Origin of the sequence: Mycobacterium riyadhense, assembly GCF_963853645.1 — a bacterium.
GTDB lineage: Bacteria > Actinomycetota > Actinomycetes > Mycobacteriales > Mycobacteriaceae > Mycobacterium > Mycobacterium riyadhense.
Window position 1 is genome coordinate 2,749,766 of record NZ_OY970456.1, and the last position, 14,951, is coordinate 2,764,716.

Below are 14,951 nucleotides of genomic sequence, written 5' to 3' on the forward strand. Positions count from 1 at the left end.
GTCATTCGAGCGCCTCCGATAGCTTCAGCCAGTTCGCCTCCGTCTCGGCCACCTCGTCTTCAAGGGCACGCAACTCGTGGGTCAGGCGGGTTATGCCGATGTGGTCGGACTGGTCATGCTCGGCGAGTTCATCGTGTTTGGCCCCGATCCGGTCCGCCAAGCGCTCCAATTGCCGCTCTATCGCAGCCAGCTCCTTCTCGGCGGCGCGTCGCCGCGCACCCGACATCGCCTGCCGGTCCCGCGGGACCGGTACCGCCTTCGCTGCCGGGCGGGCCACCAATCGCAGGTACTCATCGATGCCACCGGGAAGATGCCGCAGCCGACCGTCGAGAATCGCGTACTGCTGATCGGTGACGCGTTCGAGCAGATACCGGTCATGGGAGACGACGATCAACGTGCCCACCCAGGAGTCGAGCAAGTCCTCGGTGGCGGTCAGCATGTCGGTGTCCACGTCGTTGGTGGGTTCGTCGAGCAGCAGCACGTTGGGCTCAGACAACAGCGTGAGCATCAGCTGCAGCCGCCGGCGCTGACCGCCGGAGAGGTCACCGACCCGCGCGGACAGCTGGCCGCGGGCGAATCCGAGTCGCTCCAGCAGTTGGGCCGGAGTGACCTCGCGGCCCTCGACCTCATAGCCGGTTCTAAGCCGGCCGAGCACATCGGCGATTCGCTCGCCGCAGAGTGCTGCAAGTTCGTCGCCTTGCTGATCGAGTACCGCCAGCCGAACGGTCTTGCCGTGCTTGACGCGCCCCGCGTCAGGCCGGATGGTGCCGGCGATCAAACCCAGCAAGGTGGACTTGCCGGCCCCGTTGGCGCCGACGATCCCGGTGCGTTCACCGGGGGTGATCCGCCATTCGATATCGCGCAGCACCGGCCGCCCGTCAAAAGAGACAGACACGTCGAGCAGATCGATGACGTCCTTGCCGAGGCGCGCGGTCGCCAATTTGGCCAGCTCCACCGTGTTGCGCAGTGGCGGTACATCGGCGATCAATTGGTTGGCGGCCTCGATCCGGAACTTGGGTTTCGAGGTCCGTGCCGGTGCGCCGCGACGCAGCCAGGCCAACTCTTTGCGCATCAGGTTCTGTCGCTTGGCCTCCGCCGCAGCGGCAAGCCGGTCCCGCTCGACGCGCTGCAGAACGTAGGCGGCGTACCCACCTTCGAAAGGCTCGACGATTCCGTCGTGCACCTCCCAAGTGGTGGTGGCCACTTCGTCAAGAAACCAACGGTCGTGGGTCACCAGCAGCAGCCCGCCGGTGTTGCGGGCCCAGCGTTGTTGTAGATGGCCGGCCAGCCAGGTGATGCCTTCGATGTCGAGGTGGTTGGTGGGCTCGTCCAGAGCGATCACGTCCCATTCGCCGACGAGCAGCCTGGCTAGCTGGACTCGTCGCCGCTGGCCGCCGCTGAGCATGGAAATGGTTGCGTCCCAGTCGATGTCGGAGACCAGGCCGGCGACCACATCGCGGATGCGGGCGTCACCGGCCCACTGATGTTTGGGTTGGTCGCCGACGAGCGTCCAGCCGACGGTGTGATCCGGGCTCAGGGTGTCCGCCTGGCTCAACGCGGTTACCCGCAAGCCGGTGCGCCGGGTGACCCGGCCGGAGTCCGGCTGCAGCTGGCCGGTGAGCAGACCCAACAGGCTGGACTTACCGTCGCCATTGCGACCGACGATGCCGATGCGTGCGCCGTCGTTGACCCCGAGCGTGACCGACCGGAATACCACCTGGGTCGGATATGCCAGGTGTACGGCCTCGGCTCCGAGCAGGTGCGCCACAGGACTGACGCTACCGACCAAGTTGCTCAGCTATCGCTTACCCGTGCCGGATGCAACAATGTCACGCGTAAGGCGATGACGATGCAGGAAGCCGGTGTGAATCCGGCGCGGTCCCGCCACTGTAATCGGGGAGCGACCCTCGTATGCCACGGCGTCCAGCTGGAAGGCGAGGCGAGCAGCGATCCGAGAGCCAGGAGACTCGCGTCATCGCGTCCTGCAACCCGGGGCGGTGTACCCCGAGAGAGCGGTATTGCGATGACCGTCCCGATCTGGATGGCCTCGCCGCCTGAGGCGCACTCGGCGCTGCTGAGCAGCGGCCCGGGGCCGGGCCCGTTGCTGGCTGCTGCGGCGGCCTGGAAGTCGCTGAGCATCGAATACGCGGAGACGGCCGCGGAACTCGCGGCGCTGCTGGCGGCGGTGCAGGCCGGGACCTGGGACGGTCCGACCGCTGCGGCATATGTGGCCGCCCACGCGCCGTATCTGGCGTGGCTAATGCAGGCCAGCGCCAACTGCGCGGCCATGGCAGCCCAACAGGAGACCGCGGCCGCCGCCTTCACCGCCGCGCTGGCCGCCATGCCCACGCTGCCGGAGCTGACCGCCAATCACGCCGTACACGGTGTGTTGGTGGCGACGAATTTCTTTGGCATCAACACGATCCCGATCGCACTCAACGAGGCCGACTACGCGCGGATGTGGATTCAGGCCGCCACCGTAATGAGTGCATATCAGGGTGTTGCTACCGCGGCGGTGGCCGTCGCGCCCCAGACGCCGCCGGCGCCGCCGATCATGAAAGGCAACGCGCCAGCGGCGGCGGAGTTGCTGCCGCAACCCCGCGACTGGCAGCAGCTGATTCTGCAGTTCTTGCAGGAAATCGGGTATACCGCCTTCTACGACAACGTCATCCAACCGTTCATAACCTGGCTGGCGAACATCCCGTTCCTGCAAGCGCTGTTCGCATTTGATCCTTACCTGCTCATCCTGGGCAATCCGCTGACCTACCTCAGCCCGCTCAACATCGCGTTCGCCATCGGCTACCCGATGGACATCGGTACATATGTTGCTTTGCTTTCACAAACCTTCGCATTCATCGCGGCGGATCTTGCAGCGGCGTTCGCCTCGGGTAATCCCGCGACCATCGGTTTCGCCCTGCTGTTCGCCACCGTCGAAGCCGTCGGCACGATCATCACCGATACCATCGCGCTGCTAAGGACGCTCCTCGAACAGACGCTTGTGCTCCTGCCCGCGATCGTGTCGCTGGTGAGCGCCCCGTTGGCGTCGTTGGCTACGGGTGCTGTGTTGGTGCCGATCGGCGCCAAGGGCTTGGCGGCGCTCGCTGCCGTTGCGCCACCCGCGCTGCCCGCCGTGCCCGCCACGCCGCCGGTCGTTGCGGCTGCCCCCAGCGTCCCGACCTCCACCTCGTCCCCGTCACCGGCTCCCCCAGACGTGACGGCCCCGGCTCCTACGCCCGGTTCGCCACCGCCACCGGCGACCTCAGCACCGCCGGTGACCGGTGCGGGCATAGCTGCGGGCATGGGTGCGGGCATGGAGAATTTCGGCTACCTCGTCGGTGACTTGAACTCCGTTGCCAAGAGGTCGGCGCGCAGCAGCGCCCGAAAGAAGGCGCCGGAACCCGACAGCGCCGAGGCTCCGGCGGCCGCGCCAACGCCCGAGGAGCAGGCTCGATCACAGCGGCGCCGGCGGACGAAGGTCAAACAGATCGACCGCGGTTGGGGGTATATGGATCTGGAGCCCGATATCGGGGCTTCGGATCGTGGGGCCACAACCCTGGGTTTTGCCGGAACCGTAGCTAAGCAGACTGCCACTGCGGCGGCGGGCTTGACGACACTGGCCGATGCCGAGTTCGGCGGCGGTCCGCGCACGCCGATGACGCCGGCGACCTGGGATTGCGACGCGGGCACCGGCAAGGGGCGCGGCGGTCAGCACGCACACCCCGATTGTGCTGGCCAAACGTAGGCGTCAACGCATATCGAGACATTGCCGATACAGTCAACAGTCGCTATAGTCGACAGTTGCTTAATGCAATGAAGAAATTGTATGCCGACGACATGGAAAGGACGGACTGCACATGGAGGACAAGAGCTATTTCGAGCCGCTAGTCGAAGAGGATCTGGCTTTCGTGGGCGCAGACGGACTGGCCTACAGCTGTACATTGACGTGCTGAGTCCTGCCTAGCAACGATGGCGGCTCCCGCGCGGGCGTGACCGGCACCATTTGTTGCTGGGTCAGCGCGAAAAGGGCCCGGATGGGCGTGTCAGCCGAGATCGGTACCCCAGGCCAGGACCGCAGGCAAGGCTGGACGCGATGCCTGCGCGAGGGCATAAAGAACCCCGCCGAGCCCTTGAAACAGTCCGAGCGGAGAGATCGGCGACGGCGGCGCGCCCAGGCGGAGGTTCCCGGCCAGCGCAGCCGATGCTAAACCGGCAGTCGCGTCGTCGGACATCCGGCGGTATTGGGCGTGCCCTGGCGCCCCACGTTGAGCCGAACTCCCCGAGATTGTTTGTAGTACCGCTACCCGCCCAGCCCTTCCGCAACACAAGGTGTCCCTGGGCAATTGGTCGGTTCCGAGTCCGTCGGAAGCTCGATGCAGGTCCATATCCAGGTGGTGGCGCAGCGAAGCAGGGTCCGACGCCGCGGTTTCGGGAACGCACTGTGCGATGAGTGTTCGGGACAGAGCGATGCCAGGTGATCCGTTGCACCATCCCGGCCCTGGCCCACTTGGGTCTGCTCCTGGGCGCAAGTCGCGCCACCCATTCACCTCTGGGTCGAACCTCGCCGACTCCGCCGCCACTAGCGCCATCGCTAACGTGAGCGCCTCTTCCGAGGTGTCGGCCTCGAGCCCCGCGATCCCGGCGAGCAGCGCGGCCAGCCCGGCATCTCCGTGCGAGAAGCCATTGCTGCCCGGTACGGCGCCCGACTCCACCGCGGCTAGGTGCGTCGCGGCCGCATCCATCAGTCGACGCTGCGCCACCTGGCCGATTGGTGTTTCGGTCTGCCAACCGACCCGTGTGCCCGCGGCCAGCCCTGCGACAAAGCCGGACAGCCCGGTGAGCAGGTCCAGTGGATCCACACCGTCGAGGTCGTCCTCGGTCACCGCCCGCGCCAGTGTCAGGAACGCCGCCTCAAACCGGGGATCGGATGCCTGTGTGATGCGCTGAATCTGCGCCAACCCGAGAAGAACGCCGCCAACGCCATCTGAGCCGCCGAGACCATAGCGGAGCACAAGCCTGCGGGGCCGCTCTGTGGCGTCTTCGAGCACCGGCTCGGCGATCTCTCGCGCCAGCTCCGCTAGCGCCTGGTCGTCCAATGCCGCAGCTCCACCGGCAAGGGAGACCGCGATGCCGATCCGACCGTCATACAGGCCTGGACCCGGGACGTCGATGGCCCACTGCGACGAGGAGGCGGCCACCAGGCCCAGCGGCGCCGTCGGGCCTCCAAACTTCGTCACCTGCGCGAACATCCGTGCGGCAACGGCCGCTGCTGCTGCCGCGGGATCGTTCCCGCACTCAGTGGAGCGATGATCACCGCCCAACGCCGCCTCAAACGCCTTCAACCGGCAATCGGGCGCCGCGACGGCCAACGACGCGCGTATCACATCCGACTGCAGTTCCAGGTCGCCGTCGCCCAGGCTCGCAAGGCGTCGACGCGCCTGCGCGAGGCTCGACTCCTCAAACCGGATCAGCCCAGAACCATCGGTGGAGCGCAGCACCGTCTCATCCGCACGAACGCTGAAGAAGGGGATGTCGCCGTCCTCGAGCATCCGGCGCTCGGCGTCTGCGAGTCCCAGCCACCGCTCCGCGCCACGGTCGAACGCTGCCCGAGCCACATGGTCGAGATGGATCGAGCGCTCGACACCCGAACGGAGCAGGGTGGGATCCTGGGCGGTGTCGAGCAGTCGCCTGTAGGTACGCGTCGGACGCACCAGGACGCGCACCCACACGCTGCCGAGGCGATCGAGCCAGCCCCCCGGACCGATGAAGTTCCAGACATGTTCGCAGAGCCAGCGCCACCCCTCGCGGAATCCCGCCAGGATCTCCTGCGTGTGATCCTCTGGCCGAAACAGGTCCCCTGCCGGCGAGCGCAAGGCGCTGGGAAAGTCGCCCACGGCGACCGGTACGGGCACAAGTTCCATCTGTGGCCCGCCGAAGTTTTGCCAGCGCAACTCCGTTCGGTGCCACGTGGTTCCGGGCGCGCCGGTCGCCGAGTGGTCCCTAGCAATGCCCGCGATGCGCAACCACATCGGTAGCAGCAGGTTGTGCAGCACCCAGTCACCGACGGGATGGTCATCCTCGGTGGGCAGCGTGGGCTGCAGCACGGTCTCGGCGTCGATGATTACCGGAGCATCGCCACAGGCCACGACATTCTCGGCATGAGCGTCCTTTCCGCCGAGTGCAAACAACAGCGCCGCAAGACGTCCGATTCGTGCGTAGAAGCGTTGGGCGCCTTCGGAATCCACGGGAGCTTGTTTGACATAACCGACCCAGCCGTACCCGTCACGGGCCAGCACATCGGTCGCTGGGCCCAGATCCATCCCGACGCCGTCGCACCATCGCACCAGCTCGGAGAGGAAGACCTCGGCAGATAGGTCCTTGGGCTTGTACACCACCCGCGTCCCCGACACCGTGCACACGGCGACCTGCGCGTGACCATTGTGCGGGTCGGACTCGGTCAACTCGACGGCCTCGAGTCGCGGCGGGTCGTTGCTGGCAAGTAACTCTGCCAGGGCCACCCGGTCCGCCTCGAACCGCCCGAGCAGCTCGGCGCTGCGATCGACCCAGTCGAGCAGACATACGCCCACCAGCCGCGCCAGCACGGGATAGGTGTTCCAGATGCCGAAAAGTCCGGACGCCAGCGCCTCCCGCTCAAAGTCGTGCCACAGATTGTCGGGCACCGCCGGAGCGGCCCGTGTCCGAAACGAGGCGAACTCGGTGTCGACGCAGGGACCCGCGAGGCGGTTGAGATCCCCGCGTAGCCACTCCCGGAGGTCATCGCCGGCGCCACCAGAGATGTTCGGCGTCTGCGGTACCCGTCTCGCCAATCGCGCCCGAGCTTCCTCGAGAAGGGGTGCCAACAGCAGGTCAAGTTCATGACCCTGTGCGGGTAAGGTCTCGGTGGACGCGGGAACCGCACTGCGCCCAGCCGCGGCCACCAGGACGTCCAACCACGCCGGGATCCCGCTCGTGGGGTCCGCGTCAGGTTCGGTGAGCAGGTCTGCCAGGTCGTCCGGGTCCGCCAGCCCCATATGGCCGAGGCGCCGCACGAAGTGAACCTCCACACCCCGCGCGGATGCCGCCCGCCAACGATCGCGTCTGCCCGCATCCAACAATGGGGCCGCCGATGCTCGTGACGCCCGCGGGATCGCCAACCGCTCATGAAATGGCCGGGCCCGGGCCGCGATCGAAAGCACCGTGCCTGGCGACGGAACTTTCCGCGGTGCCATAGCGTGGCGCCGAGGCTCCTTAGACACCGTCATCGGCCAAGTTACCTCTCCACCCGTCAAACGCTGACGAGCTAGCATGCTACCGACCGCTGCCGGCGTGGTTTGAGATCGTTGTTCGCCGCTGCGCCGTGCTAAGTCGAGGCGGAACCGGAAGAAAGATTTGGACGACATGCACCACCACGCTGCTCACCACCAGACCGGGTGGTCTGTGTCCGCTCCGAATGCGAATGCCTGCGTCCATAACGGCTGCGCCTCAGAGGATTCCGCTAACGTCACTGGCTTGACCCGGTGAGCGCTTTCTCGCGCATTATTCCGAGACAGGTGGAAATGCCATTATGGCCGAATGGTTCAACGGTCTGGAATGCACTGGAGAGTGCCCCACCAGGGGCACGCTTGTGTTTAACTGTCGATGGAGTTTCCGAACGGTCGACCACCGCAGTCCGAGAAGTGGTCGCCAACGCTGCCAATATTGACGATCTATGCAACAAAAGCAACGAATCACTTACGCTATATGCGATGGGGGTAAATCAGTGGCACCCGGCACTGGTTCAAGAGCTTTGTTCGGCTTATGGTGAAGCTATCTGGGATCAAGGGCTCACCGACGGGACCAGCCGATGTGATATTTTCGCTGGGAAATATAGTTCGACGCCGGGTGGGATTCATAGAGAGCCATGTTGGAACAGGCACCTCGTGGTTCAGGGGCAAAAGCGCTTCTACTTTTGGGACCATGACGACGTGGAGGCCAGCGGTGCTTATGACAGCGTTGAAACATACCCGACCAAGAATGGCGACGAGCAGTATCTCGCGAAGACTTCGATCCTAGATATTGGCTCATCTGCGATGAAAATCCTCACTACCCCGGGCCACTACGTTCAGTGGCCAAATTGGGTGTGGCACGTTGCAGAAACTCCGAGCGCGTCTCTCGCGGTCAACATCGCTTCATACGGTTCGAGTTCGACAGGTACCATCCGCAGTCTTCCAATTCATCGGAGCAATGACGGAGAGGTGTCCGCAGAATGGGTGGCTCAGTACAGGGAGTTCAACCCCGAGCTGAGGACTTCAGATCTGATGGTGCTAGTTGCTGCGGTTTCATCGAATGGACTCATTTGTCCACGTCTACGGATTAGCGGAGATATCCAGGAGGTTCGTTCATGCAGCGCGGTCTGTCGCATTATGCGCGCGCCATCCGTTTGGGTCCGGCATGGCGACGGCATAATCGTCGGTCTTGGAGGTCAAGCAACCTTCATTTCCGCTAATGGTGAAGAAGGAGCTAGATGGCTCGGGTCTGGTACCTTTGACCCATTCTTGCCTAAGGCGCGGGGGGATTTTGAGCTCGTTGAATGGCTCTATTCAATCGGAAGCATAATGTTGAAATAAACCGCTCTACCCAGTAAACGCGTGCTACGTCGCAAAGCGTCGTGGTAAACCACCGAACTAACGGTTCGGCGGCAGGCGTCGGACGACGAGATTGAAACGCTCGGTGTAGAAACATGGGCCAGATGTTGGCCGCCCCGGCGACGCCCACTGCCGGCGACCAAACCGCGCCGCTGTGCCGATGTGCCATGATGTCCACGCTGGTCAAGGCCAAGTCAGGGAGCATTCGTGGATCTCAGTTTGTCGATGGTGACACGTCCGGTGGAGCGTCTGGTGGCCACAGCCCAGAATGGTCTGGAAGTCCTCCGACTGGGCGGCCTGGAAACCGGCAGCGTCCCGTCGCCGTCCCAGATCGTCGAGAGCGTGCCGATGTACAAGCTGCGGCGGTACTTCCCGCCGGACAATCGTCCCGGACAGCCGCCGGTGGGTCCGCCGGTGCTGATGGTGCACCCGATGATGATGTCGGCGGACATGTGGGACGTCACCCGTGCGGAGGGTGCGGTCGGCATCCTGCACGCTCGCGGGCTGGACGCCTGGGTCATCGACTTCGGCTCACCAGACAAGGTCGAGGGCGGAATGCGTCGCAACCTCGCCGACCACATTGTGGCCCTCAGCCAGGCCATCGACACGGTGAAGGACACCACTGGTCAGGACGTGCACCTGGTCGGATACTCGCAGGGCGGGATGTGGTGCTATCAGGTCGGCGCCTATCGGCGCTCCAAGAACCTCGCCAGCATTGTGGCGTTCGGTTCCCCGGTGGACACCTTGGCGGCGTTGCCCATGGGCATTCCGGCGAACATGGGCGCCGCGGTTGCCGATTTCATGGCCGACCACGTCTTCAACCGGTTAGCCATCCCAAGTTGGATGGCGCGCACTGGTTTTCAGATGATGGACCCACTCAAGACCGCTAAGGCCCGGGTCGACTTCTTGCGTCAGCTACACGACCGTGAGGCGCTGCTCCCGAGGGAACAGCAGCGCAGATTCCTTGAGCGCGAAGGGTGGATCGCCTGGTCCGGCCCGGCGATCTCGGAACTGCTCAAGCAGTTCATCGCTCACAACCGAATGATGACCGGCGGCTTCGCCATCAACGGCCAGATGGTGACGCTCACCGATATCACCTGCCCGATACTGGCCTTCGTCGGCGAGGTCGACGACATCGGCCAACCGGCATCGGTGCGCGGCATCCGGCGGGCCGCGCCCAACACCGAGGTCTACGAATGTCTAATCCGCACAGGACATTTCGGTCTGGTCGTGGGATCGAGAGCCGCACAGCAAAGCTGGCCGACCGTCGCGGACTGGGTGTGCTGGATCTCCAGCGGCGGCGACAAGCCCGGCAACATCGGCCTAATGGTCGAGCAGCCCGCCGAACACACCGACAGCGGTGTGGTGTGGAGCTCCCGGCTCGCGCACGGCATCGGCGAGGTCTCCGAGGCGGCGCTGGCGCTGGCCCGCGGCGCCGCCGAAGCCGTCGTCACGGCCAACAAATCCGTGCGCACCCTGGCCGTCGAGACTGTCCGCACGCTGCCGCGCCTGGCCCGGCTGGGACAACTGAACGACCACACCCGAATCTCGCTCGGCCGCGTCATCGACGAACAGGCACGCGATGCCCCGCACGGCGAATTCCTGTTGTTTGACGGACGTGTCCACACTTACGAGGCGGTCAACCGACGCATCAACAACGTTGTTCGCGGCCTGATCGAAGTAGGGGTACGCCAAGGCGACCGGGTTGGTGTGCTGATGGAGACGCGGCCCAGTGCGCTGGTCGCCATCGCCGCGCTGTCGCGCCTCGGGGCGGTGGCCGTGTTGATGCGGGCAGGCGCCGATCTGGGCGCACAAGTGCGGCTCGGGGGAGCGACCGAGATCCTGACCGATCCCGCCAACCTCGATGCGGCGCGTCAATTGCCCGGACAGGTGCTAGTGCTAGGCGGCGGTGAGTCACGCGACCTACATCTGCCGGAGGACAGCGATGTCATTGACATGGAACAAATCGATCCGGACGCCGTAGAATTGCCCGCCTGGTACCGGCAAAACCCGGGCCTGGCGCGCGACCTTGCGTTCATCGCCTTCAGCGCGGTCGGCGGCGAGCTGGTCGCCAAGCAGATCACCAACTATCGCTGGGCGGTGTCGGCGTTCGGAACCGCCTCGACGGCCACCCTGGACCGCAAAGACACCGTCTACTGCCTGACCCCACTGCACCACGAGTCGGCACTGCTGGTCAGCCTGGGCGGTGCCGTCGTCGGCGGTACCAGGATCGCACTGTCCCGCGGACTAAAGCCCGAGCGATTCGTCTCTGAGGTTCGGCAGTACGGCGTCACCGTGGTCTCCTACACATGGGCAATGTTGCGCGACGTCCTTGACGATCCCGCTTTTGTGCTGCACGGTAACCATCCGGTGCGGCTGTTCATCGGCTCGGGTATGCCCACCGGATTATGGGAGCGCGTCGTCGACGCGTTCGCGCCCGCACACGTCGTCGAGTTCTTCGCCACCACCGACGGACAGGCGGTGCTGGCCAACGTCTCGGGCGCCAAGATCGGCAGCAAGGGCCGTCCGCTACCAGGTGCCGGCCGTGTCGAGCTCGGCGCCTACGACGCGCAACATGACCTGATCCTGGAGAACGACCAGGGTTTCGTACAGGTCGCCGACGTCAACCAGATCGGAGTGCTGCTCGCGCAATCTCGCGGGCCGATCGATCCCACCGCATCGGTCAAGCGCGGTGTCTTCGCTCCTGCCGACACCTGGATATCCACCGAGTACCTGTTCCGCCGCGACGACGACGGCGACTATTGGCTGGCCGGCAGGCGCGGATCGGAGGTCCGCACCGCGCGTGGCATGGTCTACGCCGAACCGGTGAACGACGCGCTCGGCCTGATCAACGGCGTCGACCTCGCCGTGACCTACGGCGTCCAGGTGAAAGGCCGGCAGGTGGCGGTGTCTGCTGTGACGTTGCGCCCGGGAGCCACGATCACCTCGGCCGACCTCATGGAAGCCGTTGCGGGCATGCCGGTGGGGTTGGGGCCTGACGTCGTGCACGTGGTGGCACGGATGACGCTCAGCGCGAGCTACCGACCTACCGTGAGCGCCCTGCGGGCAGCCGGTATCCCCAAGGCGGGGCGTAACGCATGGTATTTCGACGCCGGCAGCAACGAATTCCGGCGTTTGACTCCGGCGGTGCGCAGCGAGTTGACCGGCAAGCCGAAGCCCGCCAATGCTTGACGACACGCTGCTGAGCATTCTGGTGTGCCCGGCCGACCGGGGTCCGCTGGTGCTGGTCGACGACGGCAAGTGTCTCTACAACCCGAGGCTGCGCCGCGCCTATCGCATTGACGACGGCATCCCAGTGCTGCTGATCGACGAGGCCCGTGATGTCGACGACGAGGAGCACGCCCGGCTCATGGCGTCAGGCCCGGCAGATCCCCAGTGAGGTAACGCTGCAAGTTGGGAGCGATGGTTTGCGCGATCTGTTCGGAGGGCAGCGATGCGAACGGCTCGATCTTGACGATGTAGCGCGCCATCACCACGCCCATCAACTGAGACCTGTCTTGGCTCACATTGGTGGGCACCATAGATCGGGCACATCGCACCGTCACAACAGTCACATGTGTCGCTGCGCCCGGTGGACCACCCGATGCGCCCGGCTGTCAGCGACAACCGCCTGAGCTGCGGTGTTGTTTCCAAGTTGGTAGTGGCCGTGCGGGTCTCGAGGTGGCGTTGACCTGCAGAAACCGAGTTGTCGCGCTTAGGCGGGCAGTGAGACCATAGCCTCCGACACAGACCAGAGTTGCGGATGTGACTAGTAGCCGCGATTCGGTATCTTCGCGTCCAGGTGCTCCTGAATGACCAACCCGCCAGGAAGACTCCGGCGGCGCTGCAGGTCTGGGTTTATCGACGACGGCAAGTGTCTCTACAACCCGAGGCTGCGCCGCGCCTATCGCATTGACGACGGCATCCCAGTGCTGCTGATCGACGAGGCCCGTGACGTCGACGACGAGGAGCACGCCCGGCTCATGGCGTCAGGCCCGGCAGATCCCCAGTGAGGTAACGCTGCAGGTTGGGGGCGATGGTTTGCGCGATCTGTTCGGAGGGCAGCGATGCGAACGGCTCGATCTTGACGATGTAGCGCGCCATCACCACGCCCATCAACTGAGACGCCACGAACTGCGTGCGGATTCTGCCCGATCCTGGGGGGTTGTCGACCCGCGAACCCACTTCCACACTGATGACCTCCTGCAGGAATGAGCGCGCCAAACTCACCTCGGAGCCCGCGATCAGCGACCGTAACGTGGCGATCAGCCCGGTGCCCAATTCGGAATCCCATAACGGCAGCAATAACGACGGCAGCTTGTATCCGAGTTCCTCGACTGGCGTTTCCCGCATGGGCACGATCACTTCCATCGGATCAATCGGAAGGTGAATCGCGGCCGCGAAAAGCTGTTGCTTGGTGCCGAAGTAGTGGTGCACTAATGCGGCGTCCACTCCGGCCTTTGCCGCCACAGCCCGTATTGAGGTGCGATCAATGCCGTTGTGCGCAAACAGTTCTCGGGCACTAGCCAGGATGCGCTCCCGACTGTCGGAGTTTCCGACGGGTCGTCCGGGCCGCCTGCGTTCGCCGGTTACGCTCGCCACTGGACCCTCCGTGGCGACTCGCTGCGCCCGGCTGCGCCACGCTTGCGATCGCCACTGGACCCTCCGTCGCGACTCGCTGCGCCCGGCTGCGCCACGCTTGCGATCGCCACTAGGACCCCTCCGTGGCGACCCGCTGCGCCCGGCTGCGCCGCGCTTACGATCGCCACTAGGGCGTCCGTCGCCGTAGCGTCGCCGCGGCCAGGCAAAGCGCGGCGATCGCGAACGCCAGGACGACGACGATGTCACGCAGAGCGACGTAGGTCAGCTCCGGGTGCGTACCTACTTGCTGTAAGGCCTCCAGCGCGTAACTGGCCGGCATCGCGTTGCTGATCCATTCCAGCCAGTCCGGCATCAATGACCGCGGGACGATGATGCCGGCGAGCAGCAGCTGCGGCACCATCACCAACGGAATGAACTGCACGGCCTGAAACTCCGTGCGGGCGAAGGCACTACAGAGCAGGCCCAGGCCAACGCCCAACACTGCGTTGACGATCGCTATCACGAACACCCATGCCGGGCTGCCCGCGGTATTGAAGTCGAGGAGCCAAAACGAGACCGTACAGGCCAGGATGGCTTGCGTCGCCGCGGCGATAGAAAATGCGGTCCCGTATGCGACCAGCAGGTCGAGCCTACGCAACGGCGTGGTCAGGATGCGCTCCAATGTTCCCGAGGCCCGTTCGCGCTGCATCGTTATCGACGTGATGATGAACATCAAGAATAGCGGGAACAGGCCCAGCAAGATCAGGCAGGCGTTGTTGAACGGTGACGGCGTGCCCGGGCGGTGCGGCGCATCTTGGAACATGAAGTACATCAACGTGATAACGAGGATCGGCACCACCAGGATCATGGCGACGCTGCGGTGATCGGCCGCCAATTGGCGCAGGATTCGTGCAGTGGTCGCGGTGTATCCCTTGAGCCCTCTCCGGCTTTGGGTCAGGCGGGTTGCGCGGTGCTGCGTTTGATGACGGACAGAAACGCTTCCTCGAGTGACGTGCATGACGTGTCCTCTCTTAGTTGTGCCGGGGTGGTGTGTGCGACGAGGTGGCCTTCGCGCATCAGCAACAGGTCGCCGCAGTGGTCGGCTTCGTCCATCACATGACTAGAAACCAGCAGCGTGGTCCCGGTGCGGGCCAGTTCGGCGAACTGGTCCCAAAGGTCCACGCGCAGCACCGGATCCAGGCCTACGGTGGGTTCGTCGAGCACGAGCAGATCGGGTTGGCAGACCAGCGCGCAGGCCAGCGAAACCCTGGTGCGTTGACCACCGGAAAGATTGCCGCAGTAAGCGGTTCGGTGATCCGCCAGGCCCACCCGGTCGATGGCTTCGTCGGCGGCGTGGCCGTCGAAGCCGTACAGGGACGCGATGTAGCGGACGTTGTCGATGATCCGCAGGTCGTTGTAGATGGTCGGATCCTGTGGCAGGTATCCGACTCGACGCCGCAATGCCGCCGACCCGGCCGGGTGACCGAGCACGGTCACGGTGCCTGACGCCACGATCTGGGTGCCGACGATGCAGCGCATCAGCGTGGTCTTGCCGCAACCGGAGGGACCAAGTAGGCCGGTGATGGCGCCGCGGGAAATCTCCACCGAGAAGTCGTGCAGAGCCGGGCGTTTACCGCGTATCACACGCAGGTGGTCGATGCGGACGACCGGCTCACGTGAGTCCACAAGTAATTCATCGGACGATGAAGTCATCATATGGTGAATAATTCACCCCTGCCGAAGAGGTTG

Annotated in this window: 10 protein-coding genes, 1 pseudogene and 1 riboswitch; of the genes and pseudogenes, 5 read left to right on the forward strand and 6 right to left on the reverse strand. The window is 64.8% G+C overall.

Translation table 11 applies throughout. From position 1 onward, the window contains the following. Position 1: 1 nt before the first annotated feature. The gene (locus tag AADZ78_RS12355) at positions 2–1,768 is read right to left on the reverse strand and encodes an ABC-F family ATP-binding cassette domain-containing protein (RefSeq protein WP_085249713.1); all 1,767 of its coding nucleotides are present in this window, start codon (positions 1,766–1,768) and stop codon (positions 2–4) included. 41 nt (positions 1,769–1,809) lie between these two features. After that, a riboswitch (cobalamin riboswitch) is annotated at positions 1,810–1,989 on the forward strand. 34 nt (positions 1,990–2,023) lie between these two features. On the opposite strand from AADZ78_RS12355, the gene AADZ78_RS12360 reads away from it, so the two are divergent. Beyond that, complete coding sequence (locus AADZ78_RS12360; protein WP_085249712.1) at positions 2,024–3,742, forward strand: PPE family protein; 1,719 nt, start codon at positions 2,024–2,026, stop codon at positions 3,740–3,742. A 298-nt stretch (positions 3,743–4,040) separates the two neighbouring features. Here AADZ78_RS12360 and AADZ78_RS12365 read toward each other — a convergent pair whose 3' ends face one another. Then, a complete protein-coding gene (locus AADZ78_RS12365) occupies positions 4,041–7,046 on the reverse strand; it encodes a type 2 lanthipeptide synthetase LanM family protein (protein ID WP_169726255.1) in 3,006 nt (1,001 codons plus the stop codon). A 468-nt stretch (positions 7,047–7,514) separates the two neighbouring features. Here AADZ78_RS12365 and AADZ78_RS12370 point away from each other — a divergent pair, with 468 nt between their 5' ends. The 3 genes from AADZ78_RS12370 to AADZ78_RS12380 all read left to right on the forward strand — a co-directional run bounded on the left by AADZ78_RS12370 (position 7,515) and on the right by AADZ78_RS12380 (position 12,021). Beyond that, positions 7,515–8,603 carry a hypothetical protein gene (locus tag AADZ78_RS12370; protein WP_139828591.1) on the forward strand — a complete coding sequence of 363 codons (1,089 nt, stop codon included), beginning with the start codon at positions 7,515–7,517 and terminating at the stop codon, positions 8,601–8,603. 243 nt (positions 8,604–8,846) lie between these two features. Further along, on the forward strand, positions 8,847–11,813 hold the full coding sequence (locus AADZ78_RS12375) for an acyl-CoA synthetase (protein ID WP_239655349.1): 2,967 nt from the start codon (positions 8,847–8,849) through the stop codon (positions 11,811–11,813). Then, a complete protein-coding gene (locus AADZ78_RS12380) occupies positions 11,806–12,021 on the forward strand; it encodes a Trm112 family protein (protein WP_085249709.1) in 216 nt (71 codons plus the stop codon). Before AADZ78_RS12375 ends, AADZ78_RS12380 begins: the two co-directional genes overlap by 8 nt. On the opposite strand, the pseudogene AADZ78_RS12385 reads toward AADZ78_RS12380, so the two are convergent. Further along, positions 11,990–12,133 (reverse strand): annotated as a pseudogene (locus tag AADZ78_RS12385) (TetR/AcrR family transcriptional regulator); the annotation flags it as partial. The gene AADZ78_RS12380 and the pseudogene AADZ78_RS12385 sit on opposite strands and share 32 nt — an antisense overlap. Before the next feature lie 300 nt (positions 12,134–12,433). On the opposite strand from AADZ78_RS12385, the gene AADZ78_RS12390 reads away from it, so the two are divergent. After that, the gene (locus tag AADZ78_RS12390; protein WP_085249708.1) at positions 12,434–12,634 is read left to right on the forward strand and encodes a Trm112 family protein; all 201 of its coding nucleotides are present in this window, start codon (positions 12,434–12,436) and stop codon (positions 12,632–12,634) included. On the opposite strand, the gene AADZ78_RS12395 is transcribed toward AADZ78_RS12390, so the two are convergent. From AADZ78_RS12395 to AADZ78_RS12405, 3 genes are all read right to left on the reverse strand, one after another. Next, positions 12,603–13,223 carry a TetR family transcriptional regulator gene (locus AADZ78_RS12395; RefSeq protein WP_085249707.1) on the reverse strand — a complete coding sequence of 207 codons (621 nt, stop codon included), beginning with the start codon at positions 13,221–13,223 and terminating at the stop codon, positions 12,603–12,605. The two genes, AADZ78_RS12390 and AADZ78_RS12395, sit on opposite strands and share 32 nt — an antisense overlap. A 166-nt stretch (positions 13,224–13,389) precedes the next feature. Beyond that, on the reverse strand, positions 13,390–14,220 hold the full coding sequence (locus tag AADZ78_RS12400) for an ABC transporter permease (protein ID WP_085249706.1): 831 nt from the start codon (positions 14,218–14,220) through the stop codon (positions 13,390–13,392). After that, positions 14,157–14,918 (reverse strand): ABC transporter ATP-binding protein, encoded by a 762-nt coding sequence (locus tag AADZ78_RS12405; RefSeq protein ID WP_085249705.1) that lies wholly within the window; start codon positions 14,916–14,918, stop codon positions 14,157–14,159. Before AADZ78_RS12405 ends, AADZ78_RS12400 begins: the two co-directional genes overlap by 64 nt. Between the last annotated feature and the right edge of the window lie 33 nt (positions 14,919–14,951).

Bases quoted from the DNA above. Each gene is read 5' to 3' on its own strand.
- AADZ78_RS12360 (WP_085249712.1), top strand. From the start codon at position 2,024: ATGACCGTCCCGATCTGGATGGCCTCGCCGCCTGAGGCGCACTCGGCG.
- AADZ78_RS12375 (WP_239655349.1), top strand. From the start codon at position 8,847: ATGGTGACACGTCCGGTGGAGCGTCTGGTGGCCACAGCCCAGAATGGT.
- AADZ78_RS12380 (WP_085249709.1), top strand. From the start codon at position 11,806: ATGCTTGACGACACGCTGCTGAGCATTCTGGTGTGCCCGGCCGACCGG.
- AADZ78_RS12390 (WP_085249708.1), top strand. From the start codon at position 12,434: ATGACCAACCCGCCAGGAAGACTCCGGCGGCGCTGCAGGTCTGGGTTT.
- AADZ78_RS12400 (WP_085249706.1), bottom strand. From the start codon at position 14,220: ATGCACGTCACTCGAGGAAGCGTTTCTGTCCGTCATCAAACGCAGCAC.
- AADZ78_RS12405 (WP_085249705.1), bottom strand. From the start codon at position 14,918: ATGATGACTTCATCGTCCGATGAATTACTTGTGGACTCACGTGAGCCG.